Origin of the sequence: Paenibacillus cineris (assembly GCF_018333335.1) — a bacterium.
GTDB classification, from domain to species: Bacteria; Bacillota; Bacilli; order Paenibacillales; family Paenibacillaceae; genus Paenibacillus_AQ; species Paenibacillus_AQ favisporus.
Map to the genome: position 1 here is coordinate 629,134 of NZ_BORU01000002.1, position 19,165 is coordinate 648,298.

Genomic DNA, 19,165 nt, shown 5'->3' on the forward strand with positions numbered 1-19,165 from the left:
ATTTGAACTTTAATCCTGCAGCGCCTGCTCGGGCAGGAGCCGATCAAAGGCGTAGATGCTGGCGAGCCGGTTAGGCGTAAAGGCGGACGCAAAGCCGAAGCACAGCTCGGCTTTCTGCGGGTGCCTGATGTCCGGAATCCGGATCGACATGCCCTCAGGCTCCCGGTAAGTCAGCTCCGGCGCGGTAAGGATCAGCTGCCGGTCCACGACCTCCCCGGTGCTCAGCTTCACGACAGTGATGTACGTATTGCCGGTGCCTTCGACCGAGCCGGCCGAACCGTAGGCGCTGCCCTCCAGGAGATACAGGTAACCGCCGTAGGAGGCGAAGCCCTGGAACGTGCCGAGGGAAGGCTGGAGGACGTCCGCCACTGGCTCGTAGATGTGCTGCTTAACTTTCTCCAGCTCATATACGCCAAAATGGAAGGCTCCGTTCAGACGGTAACGCATCGTCAGCAGCCCGTTCGCCTGGTCGATATGGACCGTCGTCCGGTCGGCACCGGGGATCAGCCGGTACTTCTCAAGCTCCGGCGACTCCGGCGTCAGGATGGCGCCGTCCTGGAAGGCGAACCGGGTCAGCTGGGTTCCCCAGCCGCTGCCCGACTCCGTCACCGAGTCGGTCTCCGTCCATAAGTAGGCCTGCGACCCGTCTGCCTCCACACCGATCTGCACGCCGTGGCCAAATCCCTTCAGGAACATGTGCCCCAGCTCGTTTCCGTTCATATCCAGCTGGGTCAGGGCCAGATCGCCGCTGCTGGAGCGGGCGGATCCGCTGACCGGCGCGGATTCGCCGGGTAGCTGCTGTCCGCCGGCCATGAGCTGAACGGTATAAATACGCCCGTTCGCATTATCGATGGCAAAGGACTGAAGCACGGTCCCGTTGTGCAGCGGCTTCTCGCGGATCACTTCCTTCGCCTCCTGCGACAGGTCGAACATTTTGGACTTCAGCGGCGACGGCTGCGCATGAGCGCCGGAAGCGGAGAGAGGCAGGAGGGCGGCGATCAGGAAGCCTGCCGTTAATTTCATGAGTGTGCGGCGGGCCAATCCCTTCACGGCCCAACGGCTGTTCAATTTCGAATGATCCATGGACATCAATCCTCCAATATAGGGTTGGGATGAAACCGGACATTCACGGCTGCGGCATGAAACTTGTAGGGGAGAGATCCATCTGCTCCCGAATCCGCATGGCGGGGAGCGGGTTGTTCACCGTCATCAGCAGGGAACCGCAGCCAATCGCGTAGTAGACCTGCTGATCGTCATCCGGGCAGTAGCACCACGGCAGGATGCCCAGATCCTCGTATTCCTTCACCCGGGCAGGCGTCAGCAGCTTCATGCTGAGTCCCACCGCCCACATTTTCGAAATCGTCCCCTCGGGTCCCGGCACATAGTTATACATCTGCTCACCGGGAAAGCCCTGCGTCTTAAGGCCATGCTTGTCGTGGATATACGCCAGAACCGTGGCGTCAAAGCTGGTAAATACGCACCGGTGAAGCTCCCCGCGGGATGCCAGCTGGACAATGGCGGCGTCCGCGGTTTCCAGAGCACGTTCGTCCGGTTTGATCTCCACGTTCAGCAGGACGTCCGGATAAGGGGCGATCAACTCGCAGAATTCCTCGAAGGTCGGAACTTTAAGTCCCTCGAACACTTTGCCGAACCAGCCGCCGGCATCCAGCCGCTTCAGCTCCTCCAGCGTATAATCGCCGACCGGGCCTGATCCGTCCGTCGTCCGGTCGACGGTGGCGTCATGGATGACCACCACGACGTCGTCGCGGGTCATGCGCAGGTCCAGCTCCAGCATATCGACGCCGAGATCCAGCGCCTGTTGAAACGACAAGAGCGTATTTTCCGGATAAGCGGACTTCCAGCCGCGGTGTCCGGACACCACGATGGACTGCAGCTGCTGCAATTGCTCTAGCATAAGACAGTGTACCTCCTTGTTATTGGCGGAAATGGGGTCACGTTAATTTTTCAAGATCCGGTCCACTTCTTCCTTGTAGCTGTTCAGCGTGGCATCGACGTCCTTGTTATCGTACATGATCGCTTGGATCGCCTTGTTAAACTCCTGCTCGACCTGCGGCCACTGGACGCTCTTGTTGGTATCAACGGCATATTGGAGCTGCTCAAAAGCCACCTTCCGGTTCGGCTCCTTTTCCCACAACTGCTTGATGGCGTCCGAATCGACCATCTGCTTCGTGAAAGGAAGGTAGCCCGTATCGATAACGAACTGCTGCGCGCCTTCCGGACTGGTCATCAGCCAGTGCATGAACTCCCAGGCCGCATCCTTATGCTTGGAGGCCGCCATCATGGCCACGTTGCCGCCCCCGGTCGGAGTAGCGTACTGCTTATCCTGCGGAAGAAATGCCGTCACGTAATCGAACTTCGCGCCTTGAGTCAGGCCGGAGATCGAACCGGTCGATTGGAAAAGAATCCCCACCTTGCCGCTCGTAAACATCTGATTCGTAATGTTGCCGGAGTCCTGGCTTGGCGGATAGTAGAGGGCGCCGGCATTTTGCAGCTCCTTCAGATACTTAAAGGTCTTGGAAGCTTCGGTCGTATAACCGACGGACGTGCCCTCATCGTTGAAGAACTTGCCTCCGGCCTGCGTGATCATGGCGATTGGATACCAGGTATCGTACGGCATCGTCAGCCCGTAGCGTTTCACCTCGCCGTTTTCCTTGACGACCAGCGCTTCGGCTGTTTTTTTCAATTCGTCCCAGGTTGTCGGGATGGACAAGCCTTTTTCGTCCAGCATCGACTTGTTGATGTGCATCACTGGCGTGGAGCGGTTAAACGGAAGGGAGATCAGCTTATCGTTAAAATAGGAATGCCCCATCAGCCCCTCCTCAAAATCGTCCTTGCTGAGGCCGGACTTTTCCATGTAGGGGGCCAGGTCTTCCAGTACTTCAGCGTCTGCAAACAGCTGGACGTTGGAACGCTCAAGCATCGTCACGTCCGGCGCGGTCTTGGCCGCAACGGCCTGCTGCAGCTTGGTTACCGTTTCCTGGTAGCTGCCCTGGAACGTTCCGACGACCTCGATTTTGTCCTGGGAGCTGTTGAACCGCTTGATCATGGCGTCCAGGAACTCGCCGTTCTTGCCGCCGATCGAGTGCCAGAACTGGATGGTCTCCTTGCCGGAGCCGGAATTACCGGCATTGCTGGATGCCTCTCCCGAAGCGGCCTTGCTGTCCGTGCCTGCCGTTTCGCCTTCGGACCCGCTTCCTCCTCCGCTGCATCCTGCCAATAATGTCATGATCAGCGCCAGTGTCAGCGCGATGAATGGAAACTTGTTCTTCACAGAAACTCCTCCATTTTCAGGTGATTTAAATAGTAATAGCGACAGTTTATTTAATACCGGAGTATACAAAAGCCTTGACGATCTGCTTGGAAGCAAACAAATACACGATCAGGATCGGCAGGACGAGCACAACGTTGCCCGCCATGATGATATGCCAGTTGGATACGCCCTCGGATTCCCGGAGCATGGCGATCCCGATCGTCAGCGGCCGGACAGCGGTCGAGTCGGTGACGACGAGCGGCCAGAAGTAGTCGTTCCAATGGCTCACAAAGCTGAACAAGGCGACGGTGGCCAAGGCGGGAACGGCCATGGGGATCATGATCTTCTGCATGATTTTGAACTCGCTGGCATTGTCCAGCCGGGCGGACTCAATAATCTCCTGCGGGATTTGCATAAAATACTGGCGGAGCAGGAAAATCCCGAAGGCATTGGCCATGAACGGAATGATCTGGGGCAGAAGGGTGTTGTTGATGCCCCAATCCGCCATCATCAGGTAGACGGGAATGAACGTCACCTGCCCGGGAATCATGAAAGCGAGCAGCACGATGCCGAACAGCAGGTTCCGGCCCCAGAAGCGGTATTTGGCAAATGCATACGCCGCCGGGATCATCACGATCATTTGCAGCACGATGACGGAGACGGTGATGATGACCGAGTTTTTCGCATAGGTCACGAAGGGAGCCGACCTCATGGCCTCGGCAAAGTTATGCCATTGCGGCGCGGCGGGAATCCACGTCGGCGGAAAGGCCAGCGTCTCCTCAAAGGTTTGCAGCGAAGTGGATATCATCCACAGGAACGGAAAAATAAACACGATCAGCACGGCGAGCTTGGCCACGAAGCCCAGAAGCCGTTTCAGAAGCCGGAGGGACGAATGGTCCCGGATCCGGTAACGCAGCTTCCCGCCGACTTGTTTCTTTTCCTGGATCAGCACGGGAAAAGCACCCCCTCAGGTTGTTGTCTGCCCATGGTGCGGCTCATTGGTAGTGAATCCGCTGGGCAAGGACTTTGAAGTAAACAAAGGTCAGCACCGCGATGATCGCCATCAACACGACGCCGGTGGCCGAAGCGAAGCCGATGCTGGTCGTTCTGAACTCGTAGATGTAGTACACGAGCGTCGTCGTTGAGCCGTTGGGGCCGCCCCCGGTCATGATTTTGACCGTATCGAACACCTTGAAGGAGCCGATCGTCATGATGACGAGGATGAAAAACAACTGCGGCGAGATCAGCGGTAGCGTAATTTTCCAGAACACCTTGAACCTGCTGGCATTGTCCAGCGCAGCGGCTTCGTAGATGGTCGGGGGAATGCTCTGCAGCGCCGCCACCATAATGAGGGCGTAATAGCCGATGCTGTGCCACACCGAGACCAGGATCACGGAGATCATGGAAGTGCCGGAGCTCTGCAGCCAGGGTGATCCCGGAAGTCCGAAGGCCTTCAGCACATAATTGAGCAGACCATGCCCCGGCTCCATCAGCCACATCCAGACGAGCGCGATGGAGACGATCGAAATGATATGCGGCGTGAACAGGCCGGCCTGCAGAATGGCGTTGAACCGCGACCGCTTCCGCAGCCATACGGCCACGCCGAGCGAGAGCAGCATGGTGCAGAGCACGACGCCCACCGTGTAGACGGCTGTGTTGGCCAGGGCGTGATAGAAATCGTCCCGGGTGAAGATTTCCCGGTAGTTGTCAAGTCCGATGAACTTGCTTTTGTCCTTATTGAGCAGGTTGTATTTATACAGGCTTAATTTAATGAGGTAAAAGACCGGGTAGACCACGAACAGGAACAAGGCGATCATCGCCGGCAAAATGAGCGCGTACGGCCTGGTCGTCTCCCATACTCTGCGCCGGTTCATTGGAAACGTCCCTTTAGCGCATGAAGGTAGGTGTTATGCCGTCGGTCATCGCGGTAAATCCGCTTGTCATCTGCTCCGAAGAGAAAGAGCTTGGATTCGTCCACCGAGAGATAGATGTCCTGGTCCACGCTGAACAGGTCTTCGGTGCATTTGATCATAAAGGAATGGTCCCGGGTACGGACCTGGTAGATGGTCTCTGAGCCGAGCATTTCCCGGGTGGAGATGACGCCCTTGGCCGTAAAATGGGCATCCGCCGGCTCGGTGGACAGCAGCCCGTGCTCCGGACGAAAGCCAAAACGGACTCCGTCCTGCCCCATGTCGCCGACGTTCATCGGAGGGACCCCGATAAACTGCGCGGCAAACAGATTATCCGGTTCGCGGTAAATTTCAGCCGGCGAAGCCTCCTGTTGAATCTCTCCCTGATTCATCAGCACGATGGTGTCGGCCATGGACATCGCTTCGACCTGATCGTGCGTGACGTAGACGAAGGTGGAGCCCAGCTTCTTGTGCAGCTCGATAAGCTCTACGCGCATCTGCACCCGGAGCTTGGCGTCCAGGTTGGACAGGGGCTCGTCCATCAGGAACACTGAAGGTTTCTTGACCATCGCCCGCGCGAGCGCCACCCGCTGCCGCTGGCCGCCCGAAAGGGTGGAGGGCTTGCGGTCAAGGTAAGGGCGGAGTCCGACCGTCTCGCTGATGCTTTCCACGAGCCGTGTCCGTTCCTCCTTGGGTACTTTGTTGTTTTTCAGGCCGAATTCGATATTCTCGCGTACGGACATCGTCGGATAAATGGCGTAGTTCTGAAACACCATGGCTACGCCCCTTTGGCCCGGGGCAATGGCGGATACGTCGCTGCCGCCGATCAGAACCGACCCCGAAGTCTGGCGGTCGAGCCCGGCGATCATGCGGAGCAGGGTGGTCTTGCCGCAGCCCGAAGGACCGACCAGGACGGTGAATTTGCCGTCTTCGATCTTCAGGTTCAGACGGGGGATGATGGTGTTTTTGTCAAACGATTGGGATACATCGACCAACTCAATGGATGCCACACGGATTCCTCCTTCACCAGCGGTTGCTATGTGTTGTTTGGGTTCATCGTCCACGGCAAGCGCTTTCATATGATGAAGAACGGAGGGAGGAATGCCTGGGCATCCTCCAGCCGTTTTTACTTCAACCCGCTTGTGTGGTACACTATTGAACAAGATTTTCGCTCTCTCACCAGCGAAAATCGAGGTACATCTTTTTCCAGTCTCTGTGAGCCAGGGCAGATTCCATTGCGCCCGCAAAGTCTTCTGCCTTGCTCACCGGGATATAGTCATCCGGCACCAACTGCCGGAGCGTCTCCTGACATTCCTCCTGCTGCATCACTTCAAGCACCTTCCGAAAATCGCTATGCGAGCTGCGGCTGCTGCCGTGGATCGTAATGCCTTTCTCCAGCACATCCCGCGTATTGATAGGAACCAGATCCTCGCTGACGCCCATGGCGATCAGATGGCCCCCAGGGAGAAGTAAGTCGATCCCTTGATTGATGGCGCTTTCACTAAATCTTCCGCCTGTGCATTCCAGCACGACATCAACCTTCCAGCCGCCTTGAAAATCGTATTCCTGCACCATTTCGGTCCGCGCAAACGTGAAATGCTCCAGCTTCTCCTGGATGGCGCCGAATACCGTCAGGCGCTCCGTGCTGACACCAAAGGCATAATGGAGCATGGCGGCGGTCAGGAAGCCGACCGGGCCGTCTCCGAATACGGCGACCTGTGCGCTGACCAGCAGATCGGCCACGGGGCGGATCGCCCGGTAGGATACGCTGCACAGCTCTGCCAGCACAGCAATGTCATCCGGAATCGAATCGGGGACCGGAATGGCACATGCCTCCGGAATGACGAGCCGGCTCTGCGCGATACCGTCGATCGTACTCCCGAGAAACTTGCCGTTGTAGCAGTAATTCTCCGGAATGTCTCCCCGGCAGGCCGGACAGCACTCGTCGTGCTTGATGCCGTTCAGCAGATAGCCCGGCAGGTTCGGCACGATGGCGACCCGCTGTCCCGCTTGAAGCTTGGAGGAGCCGCCGACGACTTTCCCGATGCCTTCATGAAGCAGGGCCATCGGCAGCTTGCGGGCAAGGACTTCGGGTTTCCGAAGGCCTCCGAAATACCGAAGGTCGGCATGACAGATGCTGGCTAAAGTGGGTTCAATGACGACGAATCCTTCCGCGACGGTCCGATCCATCGTCATTTCTTCGACATGGTGGGGGTGGGTGAGCCGGAGCGACCGGGAGTCCACCGTTTGCGTAATCGTACTCAAATCAGGGAACACCTCCATGTGACGTTATTTGGTTTTTTTAATACTGGATTTCCTTATCATTTGTTCGGGCCTGACGTCATCGTCAGCTCCCCTGAAAGGAGCTGTGTTCCGTCAGACGGTTAAAATTTGAATGCCGGCGTCCTGAAACTGCTTAATGTCGTATTCCGCAACCTCGTTGCCCGTGATCAGGGTATGGATCGAGCTATTGGGAGCGACGTTGTACAGCGAAATTTTGCCGATTTTCGTTTCGTCGGCGACGACGATGACTTCCTGGGCGGCCGCGATCATGCCCTGCTTGGCGACAACCAGTTGGGCTTCCGGAAGCGTAAGGCCGTATTTGGGATGGATCGCGGTGGTCGCGATAAAAGCTTTGGATACGTGTACCGACCTCAGCACGTAATCCGTAAACATGCCGTTCAGCATGAAGCTGGACGGATACAGTTCCCCGCCGGTGACCGTCACTTTGACGCCGGGAGCGTCCCGAAGCTCGGCCGCCACGTTCATGTCGTTGGTAATGACGGTGATGTTGGAGCGGTGGACCAGGTTGCGGGCGATGTGCAGCGTGGTCGTGCCGGAATCCAAAATGATGTGATCCCCGTCTTCCACCAAGCTTGCCGCCTTCTGGCCGATACGTTCCTTCTGATCGAGCTGGATGCCTGATCTTTCGTTGAACGAAGGCTCGTGATGCGTGAGCTGTTCCACAATAACGCCGCCGTGCGTCCGTTTCAGAAGCCCTTCCTGTTCGACCTCAGCGAGATCGCGCCGGATCGTCGCTTCATGAACGCCGAATTCCTTGGCTAACGTGCCGACAGAAGCCGACCGATGCTGTCTGACAAATTCGACGATTCTCATTTTTCGTTCAGCTGCCAGCAATATAACCATCCTTTCCGCCAAATCGCATATACGATTGCTTACTTTTGTTCATTTTTGCTCATTTGCCAGGCTTGCCGTCAATTCGATTACATCTTGAAGTTGGAATACTTGTTGTTTGCGGAGAACTTTTGTGCGAATTCTGAGGAGATTCCCGACGATTCAATGCCGAGCACGTCGGGCAGGGAAGATATTTTGTCCATGGCGGCGACCACCTGCATCGGATTTGGGGAGCGGATATGGAATTTCAGTTCGACCATGGCATCCGCCAGCCCGTCGGGCGTGCGGATTTCGATATTGTTGATCTTGATGCCAAGCACATCCAGCTCGCTGGCGACCGTCACAAGCATGCCCGGCTTGTCGGGCACCCGGATGAGGAAGTCGAAGTTCCTCTTGCGGTGCATGATGAGCTTTTCCCATTTGTTCAGGGCAAACAGGCTGATAAAAGCAAGACCGGTCGTCAGAAGGGCCGAGTAGAGAAAACCGGCGCCGATCGACAGTCCGATCGCGGCCACGACCCATACCGAAGCGGCGGTCGTCAGTCCGGATACCGTCTGTCCCGAGCGGAGAATGGCTCCTGCGCCGAGAAAGCCGATCCCGCTGATCACCTGCGCAGCGAGCCGCGCCGGATCCAGGCGGACGTTCGTTTCGTCCACGAAGGCCTCAAAGCCGTACATGGACAGGATCATGATGGACGCCGAGCCGAGACAGACCAGGATATGGGTCCGAAAGCCGGCGGCGTGATTGTTCCATTCGCGTTCCATGCCGATCAATCCGCCCATGGCGACCGATAACAGCAGCCGGAGCGTCAAATCCATATTGCTGATATGCCACACACTGTCGATTCATCATTCCCCCCTTAACTCAAGCGAAAATGAACATTCAATGCCCAAACCAAACATAAATGAGTATTATTTGCGTAATATATGCTCGTTTATGTTCACAATTTGTTCATTTGTCGCTATATTAACACGCGGATTTGCGGAAGACAATATATCTGGAGGAAATTTTTGAAATATTTTTTTAGAGCAGGGGCGTGGGCGACGGTGGGGCAGCTGAGGCTAGGAGCAGCAGTTTCGATTTGCCCGAGTTCATTTGGAGAACTGACAACAAAAAACAGCGGAACGCTGTAGTAGATAGCGTACCGCTGGATCGTTAAAGGCCTCCCGGATAACTAATGAATCTTCGTCCATCTTTGTTTGTTTTGAAGCCGTAACAGTACCAAGCCGATCCCGTTGACTAACAGCAGTCCGAAAAGGGTGTTGCCAATGGGGGCCCATCCGTTATCTCCGGTCAACATCAGCGACAATACGACCTTTCCAATCAGGGTCACATTCAGAATAACCAGGCCGATTTTAAAAGAATGCTTCCAGAATGCAACGCCCATGGATATGACAAAAGCCATCATAAGTGCCAGCGTGAATACGGCCGTACCTGGATCACTCAAAAGCATTTTTTCATAATCCAATACGGCTTCCATCTGGGGATTGATCGTTTTCGGCGCAGGAAACCAAACCATGCTGCTCATCATAAGTAAGAAAGTGATCATCATACCTTTCCAGTTTCGTTTGTAAGCGAAAAAAGCCAATACGATTAAAAAAATGGGGCGGATATACCAACTTAACGGATTCAAGTGTCTTTGGAAAGCCCAATCTAAGAGTTGATGGAATTCCAATTGGATCACTCCTTTGTGGATACTGGCGATATCGTTAAAGCACTGGCAACCGCATGGAACATTATTTCTTCAATTTCGGCGTAAAGCTTCTCGTCAAATTCCTGTTTATGGACTTCGATCAGCATGGCTGCCCGCATCATACCTACAATGACTCCCGAGTCTTTGTTGATGATTTCTCCTTTGATTTGCTGCTGCTCGATATAATTCATTAAAGGGATAACGTTGCGCTGCAGTTTTCTTTCGATGAATTCAGGGGGCACCCTTCGACGCAATAGCTCCATTTCTTGGGGATGCATAATGAGCTTTTTGGTCAGCGGGTTGGTTTTTAACTCAAGAACCATTTGACGCAGATATGCGATAATTCCGTTATAAGCATCGGACTGTTTCTCTACAGCAGCCCATACTCTTTCCTCCATCCCGGCCGATTCCAACTCCAGCAGATCCAAGTACATAGCTTCCTTGCTGTCGTAAAAAGCGTAAAAGGTGCTTTTAGCGATCCCGGTTGCGGCGGTTAACTGTTCCAGTGAAGTTTTTTTAAGGCCCTGTGCCGCAAACAACTTTTTACCGGCATCGATTAAATCCTGACGAAGTTTTTCTTTTTCAGCTGGAGAGAATTGAGGCAATTTAAAACCTCCCATAAAAACAAATTGTATTTTTGTTTTTATGATAATTCGCTTAGCATCATTTGTCAACGATTTCCACCAGAATACTTTGCTCTATTCCATCCATAATAAGGAGAATGATCGGGTCCAAGTATGCCACGCAGCACGGAGCCGAAAACGCAGGGAGGAATCGCCCATGAGTCAAGAAATGAAGGATGAGAAGCGGGCCCTTTCGACAGACCTGTCGACCGTGGAGTCGCAGCGAAACGATCTGGCCTTCGAGGAGTTTCCGGACGGGCCTTACGGGTCGCCGGTCAACGCCGAGCAGTTAGGAAAAAGCACGCCGTGGCGGGTGGACCAGCGGAGCTCAGGCCGATTCGACTACGAGAATCATGAGCTGCACGAAGGCCATGTCCGGGATTTCCCGGGCCAGGACGTTTTCGATGAGCGGATTCCGGATGACGTGAATAAGCCGAGGGTTCCGGAGGAATGAGCTTTGGGATGAAATGAAATATCATAACGAAAGCCTTAAAAATGACCGGTGCATCATGTACCGGTTTTTTCGTATGCATCTTGCGGACTGCGGGCTGCGGATTAGGTTCAAGAAAATCAACCGGATGGAGGGGGATTGCAAGTTTGATTTTGATGTTGACATACCTACCGAAGGTAGGTACTATTAGAGACATAGAAAATACCTACCGAAGGTATGACTGACGAAGCAGCGGCCATATTATTGCAGTTCTAATATTCCGGATTGGATTTCACAACCTGACACGAAGCGAATTATTTATTGGAGAGGATGGTTTCAACCGATGACCAAATCGAAAAATGCTATTATCGTGACGCTCATTGTCAACATTGTACTGCCGTACGTCGTGTATACCTTGCTGCTGCCGCACACGAGCAGCCTGGTAGCCTTATCGGCCGCCGCCATTGTACCGCTGATCGATACCGTGTACAGCCTAATACATACCCGCAAGGTCGATATGTTTTCCGGCTTCATTTTCCTCGGGCTTGTTCTCGGCATTGCCGCGGTTCTGCTGGGCGGCGACGAACGGTTCATTTTGCTGAGGGAGTCTTATGTTACAGGGATCATGGGCCTGGTATTCCTTGGATCCCTGCTTGCCGCACGCCCGCTGATCTTTTATTTTGCCGAACGGTTCGCCGGCCGCGATCCGGAAATGCATGACAAGTGGAACCGCCTGCCAGCCTATCGTCAGACCTTTCGCCGCATGACGGCGGTGTGGGGCGTCGCGCTTTTGCTCGAAGCTTGTGTTAAAGTAGGGTTGGTGTACACTTTGTCGATTCCTGCCTTTCTGGCGGTTTCCCCGTTTGCCACCTACGGCATCCTGGCGCTTACGATCTGGTGGAACGTTACCTACGTGAAACGCGTCAAGCGGGAAGCTGCTTTAAACCGTAAATAATTCAGCAATACAACATAAATCATTCAGCTTATGAATCAAATAATAACCCAAGCGATATGGAGGAATAGATGATGGACGACAAGTCGATGAATCCCAGCCTGAAGCTGCTGCTGGACACGGCCGAAGAGATGATCCTGGAGAGGGGATGCCGGGCGACGACGCTTCAGGATATCGCTGACCGCAGCGGTCTGACCAAAGGAGCCATTTATCATTATGTCAAAAGCAAAGACGAGCTGTTCGCCCTGATCCTGCAGTCAGGGATGCAGAATACGAACCGACTCTTCTACGAGTCGGTATCCCGGGCGGTCGGAGAGGATGCGGGTCTTCAAGGGCCGCTGTCCGCCCTATCGGGAAGGATGCAGCATATGTCCAGCACGGAGACTGCTTCGAGCCTCATTTTTATTTACCTGCTGAGTCAAAAGGATAAGCCCGCCGTGGCCGACATCCTGAAGCGATACCAGGAGACGGCCATTCAAAATTCGGCTGAGTGGATCAAGGTTGGGCAGGAGCACGGCGTGATCCCGGCCCATGTGGACGCCGAGAAGGCAGCGCGGCTGCTGTCCATCTTCAAGAACGGCCTGCAGGTACAGCAGATTGTGTCCCCGGATGCCGCGGAAATGAGCGAAGAAGATATTTTTAGGTTTATGAAAAATGCGCTGAGCTAATCAAAGGACCCCCAAATGAGCCGATACGGACTGCCGGCTTTCCCTGGGGGTTCTTTTCGTTCTATTCCGTGAGCTGCAGCCGGGAAATGAGGTATGTTTTGACCGGGCGCCGAACATAATGGGATCTATGCTCATTTTCTCACAGGAAAGGAAATCGTCATGAAGCCTGATGCACCCAAGACCCTCCGTGAAATATTGGAGCAAGCCGCCAAGTCCAGCGATTTTCGGCAGTTTTCCCCCTTTGCGGAGAACGACCGGATCCGGATCAGCTACTATTCTTCTCTTGTGGATGCGGAGAAGGTCAACCGTTATCTTATCGCTGAAATCCAGCAGCATGATGATGATATTCGTCGGCTGGCGGACATTCAGAACCGCATCCCGTTCGATGAAGCGCAAATCACCGAGGATACGTCGGAAGTCGAGTCCAAGCTGGTCAAAGGGTATGTGATCCTCCAGATCGTGTCGGAAGAGCCGGCTTTTTTGATCGTTAATATCAACCAGACCGAACAGGGGCACCGCCAAAGCAACGAGACCGAAAATGAATTCAGCGTCGTGGGACCCAAAATCGGCTTTGTGGAAAACATTCATGTCAACGTCCATTTGCTGAGACAGCAAATCGCCGTCACGAGGCTGGTGATCGAGGAGGTTTCGGTCGGCAGCCTGTCCAATACGAAGGTCATGATTGCTTATCTTGACGGAGTGACGAATCCGCAGCATATCGAAACGATGAAACAGCGGCTCGGCAGGATCGACTTCGAGGTCGTATTCGACACATCGATTCTCGATCAGATTATATCCGATCATACCAACTCCCCGTTCCCGCTTTTTCTGTCGACGGAAAGGGTAGACCGGGTGGCTTACGCCATTACTTCCGGACAGGTCGCAGTGTTCGCGGACGGATCACCCTATGTCTTTACGGGCCCTTCCACGTTTTTGGACTTTTTCGTATCGCCGGAGGACTATTATTTGCCCTGGATTATCGGGTCTTTCTTTCGCATCGTCCGCATTCTGAGCGTCATCTTCTCCATTTTTGTCACGCCTGTCTATGTCGCCGTATTAACGTATCATTTCGAGGTTATTCCGGAAAATATACTGGAGCCGTTGATCATGTCCCGAACCCATGTCCCGCTTCCTCCCGTGCTGGAGGCGCTCTTCCTGGAAGTGACGATCGAGCTGCTGCGGGAAGCCGGAGCCCGGCTCCCGACCAAAATCGGCCAGACGCTCGGCATCGTAGGCGGGATCGTCATCGGCCAGGCCACGGTGGAAGCCGCCCTGGCGAGCAGCATCCTGCTGATCATTGTGGCGTTGTCGGCGCTGGCCTCGTTTACGACTCCCATTTTTAAAATGGCCAATACGATCCGCCTCCTGCGTTTCCCGCTGATCCTGCTGGCCGGCCTATGGGGCGGGCTGGGGATTGTGGCCGGGCTCTTTTTGCTGCTTGGGCACCTGCTGCGGCTCAAATCTCTCGGCACCCCGTACTTGCTGCCGCTGTTCCCGCTCCGGACCGGCAATTTCGGTGACAGCTTCGTACGGCGATCGTACCGGTATATCACCAACCGGAACATTTACCTGAGGCCTCTGGATTCCAAGCGGTACACCCCGAGTGAAGACCAGGAGGATATTGAGCATGAGTAGCCTCGCAAGATGGCTGGGGATATTCGGTATCGTCTTTGCGCTTGGGGGATGCGGCAACGACCGAATGGTCGATAAGATCCGTATCGTCACGGTGCTCGGATTTGACGACGGCCGCCCAGGTTATATCGGGACCGCTCTCTACAGCGATTTTACACAGAGGGGGAAGGTCGGCACGCTGCAGGGGCGGGCGGGGCAGACCCAGCTCGTCCTGAACGAAATGAACGGCCAGTCAGCCCAGCCGGTCAAAATCGAGAAGCTGCGGCTGCTCCTGTTCAGCCGGGAGCTCGCGGAGAGCGGCCTTTCGTATTTCATCAATTCGATCTGCCGCAACCCGCTGATCAGCAATTATTTGACGGTGGCCGTATCGGAGGAGCCGGTCACGTCCCTGGCCAAGGTCATAGCCGAGCAGGGCAGCCGTGAGCTGCCGTACCATCTCATTGAGCAGAATATGAAATCGGGGAATATTCCGAGATCCAACCTCTCGACGATGTTGTTTGATTACCATGGCCTGGGGAGGGACGTTTCGCTCCCGGTCATCCGGTTAAACGCTGCGGGCAGATTGCAGGTATCGGGCTATGGCATTTTCAAAGGGGACCGTTTAAAACTTACCTTGAATCCGGAGGAAATGTTCTATTATAAGCTTCTTCAGGGATATTCCATGCGCGGGGAAATTCCGTTTACCCTGAAAAAGCACGGGCAGGAAGGAACAGCCCTTTTTTCGGTGAGCTATGGAAGGGAATCCAAGCATGCGGTCATGAGGGCAGATGGCTTGCATATTCAAGTCCGGCTCGCGATCAGCGGAATGGTGAAGGAGTATCCGAGATGGATGGACTTAAGAAAGGACTCCAATGACCGCGAGGTAGACCGCCAGCTGGAAAAGCAGATACGGGAACGCCTGATGTCGCTGCTCGCCAAACTGAGGGACAGCGGTGTGGATCCGCTGGGCGTAGGGGATTTGGTCAGGGCATATTCCCGGGACTGGGACGAGAAGGAATTTTACGAAAGGCTGTATCCGAAAACGGCGTTCGATATCGCTATCAACCTTCAACTGACCAAATCGGGAATCGGAGAATAATAAGGACAGGTGAATGAAGATGTCCAGACAGATCAAGGAAAGCTTAACCGTATCCCCTTATTTGCTGTGGTTCATGATTCACGGAACGCAGTCCGGCATCGCTATGCTGAGCTTTCAGAGCCGGAACATTAAGGGGGCGCAGCAGGACTCCTGGTTATCCTTACTGCTCGTCGGCCTCAGCCTGCACGCGGTCGTGTGGATCATTTATGCGATCATGAAGCACGCGGATGGAGGCGATATCCTCCACCTGCATCGGCAGTTGTTCGGCAAATGGATGGGAGGAGCGATGAATCTCCTGTTCTACGGTTATATGCTGCTGTTTATCGTCTATCAAATCCGGTCTTACATGGAGGTCATCCATATTTGGGCGTTTCCCACGACGCCGCTCTGGTTCGTATGCCTGCTCATTTTGCTGACTGCCGTATATATCGTGACCGGGGGGTTGCGGGTGATCACGGGAATCTGCTTTTTCTGCGTCGTCATTCCCACCCTGCTCCTGGTATCGATTTATTTTCCGCTGCAGTATGCCCATTGGACGAATTTCCTGCCGCTGCTGAACCATTCGCCGCGTGAATATGCCCAGTCGGCGTTCCATTCGCTCAATTTATTTTACGGGGTGGAGTTTCTGCTTCTGCTGCACCCCTTTATCAAGCATCCAGAAAAGTCCCGGAAATGGGCTCATATCGCCGTGGCCCATTCCACAGTACTTTACTTGATCGTCGCTATAGTCACATTGGCGTTCTTTAACGTTCAGCAGCTGGAGCATACGATCTGGCCGACGCTGATTCTGTCGAAGGTGGCCCGGCTCCCGTTCATCGACCGGTTCGATTACGTGTATGTGTTCAATTGGTTTATCGTGATTCTGCCGCCGGTATGTATGGCAATGTGGGCGGGAACCAGAATTTTGAGACAGGTCACCCCATTGAGATCCAAGCCGCTGGTATGGTTCACATGCGGGATGTCATTTGTCATTATCGCCGTATTACAAGGACCCAAGACGATCGACAAGCTGGATTCTGTGGTAACCTGGGCCGGACTGGTCCTGCTGTACGTCTATCTTCCGCTGCTGTGCCTCTGGGTGCATATTGTCCAACGGTATCAAAATCGAAGGGCGGCAGTGGAAGGGGGGTGAAATCGTACCCATGCCTGGTTGGGATTAAAATGATAGAAATGGCATATTGATTTACTGTAACTAAATTGTGTACAATTCAGTTACAGAAGAAAGCTTACGAACCGAAAGGCTTGCCGAAGGCCTTCACTGAATGATAATAAAGGATGGGATAAATGATGACAAACACAACGACATTAACATTGGAACAGGCATTGAACCAGCAGGTGGCAAACTTCAGCATCCTTTACGTGAAAATTCATAACTATCACTGGTATGTAAAAGGAGAACAGTTCTTTACGCTGCATGCGAAATTCGAGGAACTGTACAACGACGTTACGCAAAAAACGGACGAAATCGCCGAACGCCTTCTGGCGATCAAGGGCAGACCGTTTGCTACATTGAAAGAGTATATGGAAATCGCCACGATTGCGGAAGCTACAGGAAAAGAGGACGCGCGCGGCATGGTGCAGTCGCTCATCCATGACTTCTCGGCGGTAAGCAAGGAACTGCATGACACCATCAACTTGGCGGAAAGCGCCGGTGACCACCCAACCGCGGATATGCTGATCGCGATGCAGGCGGACTTGGATAAGCATGTATGGATGCTTGAATCCTACCTTGGCTGATTTCAACGATTTCCAATGAACGAGGGGCTCTGGCCCCTTCGTCGATGATGTCAGAAGAGAAGGGGTGTGATTATTAATGGAAGCTAAATTCGCCATGGAGCATGAGGTTGCCAAAATTCTGGATCACCACGAATACGCCGCCGTTGCGACGGTGGAGAATCAGAAGCCGCGGCTGCGCCGGATGCCGAAGTACAACAAAGGACTGAGCATCTATCTTGTCGCAAATCGGAAAAGCCAAACCTGGGACCTGGAAAGCAAGACGCCGGTGTCGCTGCTGGTAGGGCATGGGGAGAACGACTCCCGGGAAACGGTGGAAATCGACGGAAAATTAACCGTGAACACGGAGGAAGCTCTCCGTCAGCAGATTTGGCGGGAAGAGTTCAGCGCGGATTTCTCCGGCCCGGATGATCCGGATTATGTGATCCTTCAGGTTAAGGCCATTCGTGTAGAGTTAACCGACAAGGACGGACAGAAGCACGAGTGGTTCGATTATTGATTGAATCCCGCGGCAGCGGTGAGAGCCGCCTTATCAGGTTGAAACCTAATAAGGCGGCTTTTTCGTGTGCTGACAACAATCCGTTGTTCTTACGGAGCTGCAGTGAATTGGCGGACTCAAGCAGCGCTTGATATACAAATGCCCGGCGAACCGATACACTTAAGCGCAAATAACCTTTGAAGGAGTGTTGAGGATGTTTGATATGGTCAAGATCGGGAGAACCATTGCCCAGCTTCGCAAGGAAACGGGTTTTACGCAAATGGAGCTGGCGGATCGGATGGGAATCAGTTATCAGGCGATCAGCAACTGGGAACGCGGGGAAACGATGCCTGATATATCGAAACTGCCGCAGCTCGCAGACATTTTCGGCGTCAGCATCGACCGTATTTTGGAGAGTTCGAAAGGGACGCAGATCATCCAGACGATTGTCGAGGACAAGACATCCGAATTTTTGCAGGCGAACGAGGTATCCGTCGAGGAGTTCGCGAGTATCGCCCCGATTCTCAAGTCAGCCCAGGTAGACGAGGTCTTTGGGCACATTAAAAACAAGTTCAAACCGAAGGACATCCAGTCCATCGCTCCGTTTGTCAGTGAGGAAGTGATCGATGAGGTCGCGCTGCAAGCCTTCGAGAGCGAAGGAATCGGGGCACTGTCACCGATCGCACCGTTTATGAGCGATGAAGCGATCGATGAGTGTGCGCGGAAAGCTTACGAGCGCGAAGGGATTGGTGCGCTGTCACCGATCGCACCGTTTATGAGCGATGAAGCGATTGATGAGTGTGCGAGGAAAGCTAACGAGAGCGAAGGAATCGGTGCGCTGGCATCGATCGCACCGTTTATGAGTGACGAAGCGATCGATGAGTGTGCGAGGAAAGCTTGCGAGAGCGAAGGGATCGGTGCGCTGGCGCCGATCGTACCGTTTATGAGCGATGAAGCGATCGATGAGTGTGCGAGGAAAGCTTACGAGCGCGAAGGAATCGGTGCGCTGGCGCCGATCGCACCATTTATGAGCGATGAAGCGATCGATGAGTGTGCGAGGAAAGCTTACGAGAACGAAGGGATTGGTGCGCTGGCACCAATCGCACCGTTTATGAGCATTGATGCAATCGATGAGTGTGCGAGGAAAGCTTGCGAAAGGGAGGGGCTCGGGGCCTTGGCGCCGATTCTCCCGTTCATGGATCGGGAGCGGATTGACGCCTGGGTGAGGGAAGGAATCCGCCATATGTCCTGACCGAAGTACACAAGGCAATTATGAAATCCAGAAAGATGAAGACGTTCAAGGGAAGCCGAGAAGGACCGGCTGAGCTTGGACGTTTTTTTAGATATCAGAAAGTATAAGCGAGAAAAAGAGAAAGCAGGGCTGCAGCATCCAAAAGGCGGAAGTGAAATGACCAAACGCCATTGTCAGCCGGTTGTGACGGCAAAATTGATGTAAACGCATACATGTTATTTTTGACCTGCCGCAAAACCGCGCCCCATAAGGGCTCGTGCGGGAATTGTCATTTTTGATATATATACCTTAAAGGCTATCCAAATCATC

Annotated in this window: 20 protein-coding genes; 9 read left to right on the plus strand and 11 right to left on the minus strand. The window is 54.0% G+C overall.

The features are described 5' to 3' along the window. Nucleotides 1-9 precede the first annotated feature (9 nt). The 11 genes from KI379_RS23625 to KI379_RS23675 all read right to left on the minus strand — a co-directional run bounded on the left by KI379_RS23625 (nt 10) and on the right by KI379_RS23675 (nt 10,683). A complete protein-coding gene (locus tag KI379_RS23625) occupies nt 10-1,083 on the minus strand; it encodes a phage baseplate protein (RefSeq protein WP_212985064.1) in 1,074 nt (357 codons plus the stop codon). A gap of 43 nt (nt 1,084-1,126) precedes the next feature. Beyond that, nucleotides 1,127-1,915: a glycerophosphodiester phosphodiesterase family protein gene (locus KI379_RS23630; RefSeq protein ID WP_212985065.1), complete on the minus strand. Its 789-nt coding sequence runs from the start codon at nt 1,913-1,915 to the stop codon at nt 1,127-1,129. 42 nt (nt 1,916-1,957) lie between these two features. After that, nucleotides 1,958-3,292, minus strand: a complete 1,335-nt coding sequence (locus KI379_RS23635) for an ABC transporter substrate-binding protein (protein WP_244879414.1) — start codon at nt 3,290-3,292, stop codon at nt 1,958-1,960. Between the two features lie 46 nt (nt 3,293-3,338). Beyond that, complete coding sequence (locus KI379_RS23640) at nt 3,339-4,079, minus strand: carbohydrate ABC transporter permease (RefSeq protein WP_084204006.1); 741 nt, start codon at nt 4,077-4,079, stop codon at nt 3,339-3,341. Nucleotides 4,080-4,266: 187 nt separating this feature from the next. Next, the gene (locus KI379_RS23645) at nt 4,267-5,145 is read right to left on the minus strand and encodes a carbohydrate ABC transporter permease (RefSeq protein ID WP_212985066.1); all 879 of its coding nucleotides are present in this window, start codon (nt 5,143-5,145) and stop codon (nt 4,267-4,269) included. Next, nucleotides 5,142-6,191, minus strand: coding sequence for an ABC transporter ATP-binding protein (locus KI379_RS23650; RefSeq protein WP_089549056.1), 1,050 nt, complete (start codon nt 6,189-6,191; stop codon nt 5,142-5,144). The genes KI379_RS23645 and KI379_RS23650 overlap by 4 nt, the downstream gene beginning before the upstream one ends. Nucleotides 6,192-6,357: 166 nt before the next feature. Next, nucleotides 6,358-7,446 (minus strand): alcohol dehydrogenase catalytic domain-containing protein, encoded by a 1,089-nt coding sequence (locus KI379_RS23655; protein ID WP_244879415.1) that lies wholly within the window; start codon nt 7,444-7,446, stop codon nt 6,358-6,360. A gap of 111 nt (nt 7,447-7,557) precedes the next feature. After that, nucleotides 7,558-8,319, minus strand: coding sequence for a DeoR/GlpR family DNA-binding transcription regulator (locus KI379_RS23660; protein WP_076172929.1), 762 nt, complete (start codon nt 8,317-8,319; stop codon nt 7,558-7,560). Nucleotides 8,320-8,405: 86 nt separating this feature from the next. Continuing rightward, entirely contained in the window at nt 8,406-9,134 is a 729-nt protein-coding gene (locus KI379_RS23665; protein ID WP_076172979.1) for an MgtC/SapB family protein, read from the minus strand. Nucleotides 9,135-9,490: 356 nt separating this feature from the next. Then, the gene (locus KI379_RS23670; protein WP_212985068.1) at nt 9,491-9,991 is read right to left on the minus strand and encodes a hypothetical protein; all 501 of its coding nucleotides are present in this window, start codon (nt 9,989-9,991) and stop codon (nt 9,491-9,493) included. Nucleotides 9,992-9,996: 5 nt separating this feature from the next. Continuing rightward, nucleotides 9,997-10,683 carry a TetR/AcrR family transcriptional regulator gene (locus KI379_RS23675; RefSeq protein WP_212985069.1) on the minus strand — a complete coding sequence of 229 codons (687 nt, stop codon included), beginning with the start codon at nt 10,681-10,683 and terminating at the stop codon, nt 9,997-9,999. 106 nt (nt 10,684-10,789) lie between these two features. Between KI379_RS23675 and KI379_RS23680 the strand changes: the two genes are divergently transcribed. From KI379_RS23680 to KI379_RS23720, 9 genes are all read left to right on the plus strand, one after another. Continuing rightward, nucleotides 10,790-11,086, plus strand: a complete 297-nt coding sequence (locus KI379_RS23680; protein WP_076172932.1) for a hypothetical protein — start codon at nt 10,790-10,792, stop codon at nt 11,084-11,086. Nucleotides 11,087-11,405: 319 nt separating this feature from the next. After that, nucleotides 11,406-12,017, plus strand: a complete 612-nt coding sequence (locus KI379_RS23685) for a VC0807 family protein (protein WP_076172933.1) — start codon at nt 11,406-11,408, stop codon at nt 12,015-12,017. A gap of 68 nt (nt 12,018-12,085) precedes the next feature. Next, complete coding sequence (locus KI379_RS23690) at nt 12,086-12,682, plus strand: TetR/AcrR family transcriptional regulator (RefSeq protein ID WP_244169329.1); 597 nt, start codon at nt 12,086-12,088, stop codon at nt 12,680-12,682. Between the two features lie 159 nt (nt 12,683-12,841). Then, the gene (locus KI379_RS23695) at nt 12,842-14,317 is read left to right on the plus strand and encodes a spore germination protein (RefSeq protein ID WP_212985070.1); all 1,476 of its coding nucleotides are present in this window, start codon (nt 12,842-12,844) and stop codon (nt 14,315-14,317) included. After that, on the plus strand, nt 14,310-15,392 hold the full coding sequence (locus tag KI379_RS23700; RefSeq protein WP_212985071.1) for a Ger(x)C family spore germination protein: 1,083 nt from the start codon (nt 14,310-14,312) through the stop codon (nt 15,390-15,392). The genes KI379_RS23695 and KI379_RS23700 overlap by 8 nt, the downstream gene beginning before the upstream one ends. Nucleotides 15,393-15,411: 19 nt before the next feature. Beyond that, nucleotides 15,412-16,524, plus strand: coding sequence for a GerAB/ArcD/ProY family transporter (locus tag KI379_RS23705; RefSeq protein ID WP_179232065.1), 1,113 nt, complete (start codon nt 15,412-15,414; stop codon nt 16,522-16,524). Nucleotides 16,525-16,679: 155 nt separating this feature from the next. Next, nucleotides 16,680-17,129 carry a Dps family protein gene (locus KI379_RS23710; protein ID WP_212985164.1) on the plus strand — a complete coding sequence of 150 codons (450 nt, stop codon included), beginning with the start codon at nt 16,680-16,682 and terminating at the stop codon, nt 17,127-17,129. Nucleotides 17,130-17,205: 76 nt separating this feature from the next. Beyond that, complete coding sequence (locus tag KI379_RS23715; RefSeq protein WP_076172938.1) at nt 17,206-17,625, plus strand: pyridoxamine 5'-phosphate oxidase family protein; 420 nt, start codon at nt 17,206-17,208, stop codon at nt 17,623-17,625. 193 nt (nt 17,626-17,818) lie between these two features. Beyond that, nucleotides 17,819-18,856, plus strand: a complete 1,038-nt coding sequence (locus tag KI379_RS23720; RefSeq protein WP_212985072.1) for a helix-turn-helix domain-containing protein — start codon at nt 17,819-17,821, stop codon at nt 18,854-18,856. Nucleotides 18,857-19,165: the final 309 nt, after the last annotated feature.

Bases quoted from the DNA above. Each gene is read 5' to 3' on its own strand.
- KI379_RS23680 (WP_076172932.1), top strand. From the start codon at position 10,790: ATGAGTCAAGAAATGAAGGATGAGAAGCGGGCCCTTTCGACAGACCTG.
- KI379_RS23695 (WP_212985070.1), top strand. From the start codon at position 12,842: ATGAAGCCTGATGCACCCAAGACCCTCCGTGAAATATTGGAGCAAGCC.
- KI379_RS23705 (WP_179232065.1), top strand. From the start codon at position 15,412: ATGTCCAGACAGATCAAGGAAAGCTTAACCGTATCCCCTTATTTGCTG.
- KI379_RS23625 (WP_212985064.1), bottom strand. From the start codon at position 1,083: ATGGATCATTCGAAATTGAACAGCCGTTGGGCCGTGAAGGGATTGGCC.
- KI379_RS23700 (WP_212985071.1), top strand. From the start codon at position 14,310: ATGAGTAGCCTCGCAAGATGGCTGGGGATATTCGGTATCGTCTTTGCG.
- KI379_RS23685 (WP_076172933.1), top strand. From the start codon at position 11,406: ATGACCAAATCGAAAAATGCTATTATCGTGACGCTCATTGTCAACATT.
- KI379_RS23645 (WP_212985066.1), bottom strand. From the start codon at position 5,145: ATGAACCGGCGCAGAGTATGGGAGACGACCAGGCCGTACGCGCTCATT.
- KI379_RS23690 (WP_244169329.1), top strand. From the start codon at position 12,086: ATGATGGACGACAAGTCGATGAATCCCAGCCTGAAGCTGCTGCTGGAC.
- KI379_RS23720 (WP_212985072.1), top strand. From the start codon at position 17,819: ATGTTTGATATGGTCAAGATCGGGAGAACCATTGCCCAGCTTCGCAAG.
- KI379_RS23640 (WP_084204006.1), bottom strand. From the start codon at position 4,079: ATGATATCCACTTCGCTGCAAACCTTTGAGGAGACGCTGGCCTTTCCG.
- KI379_RS23630 (WP_212985065.1), bottom strand. From the start codon at position 1,915: ATGCTAGAGCAATTGCAGCAGCTGCAGTCCATCGTGGTGTCCGGACAC.
- KI379_RS23715 (WP_076172938.1), top strand. From the start codon at position 17,206: ATGGAAGCTAAATTCGCCATGGAGCATGAGGTTGCCAAAATTCTGGAT.
- KI379_RS23710 (WP_212985164.1), top strand. From the start codon at position 16,680: ATGACAAACACAACGACATTAACATTGGAACAGGCATTGAACCAGCAG.
- KI379_RS23665 (WP_076172979.1), bottom strand. From the start codon at position 9,134: ATGGATTTGACGCTCCGGCTGCTGTTATCGGTCGCCATGGGCGGATTG.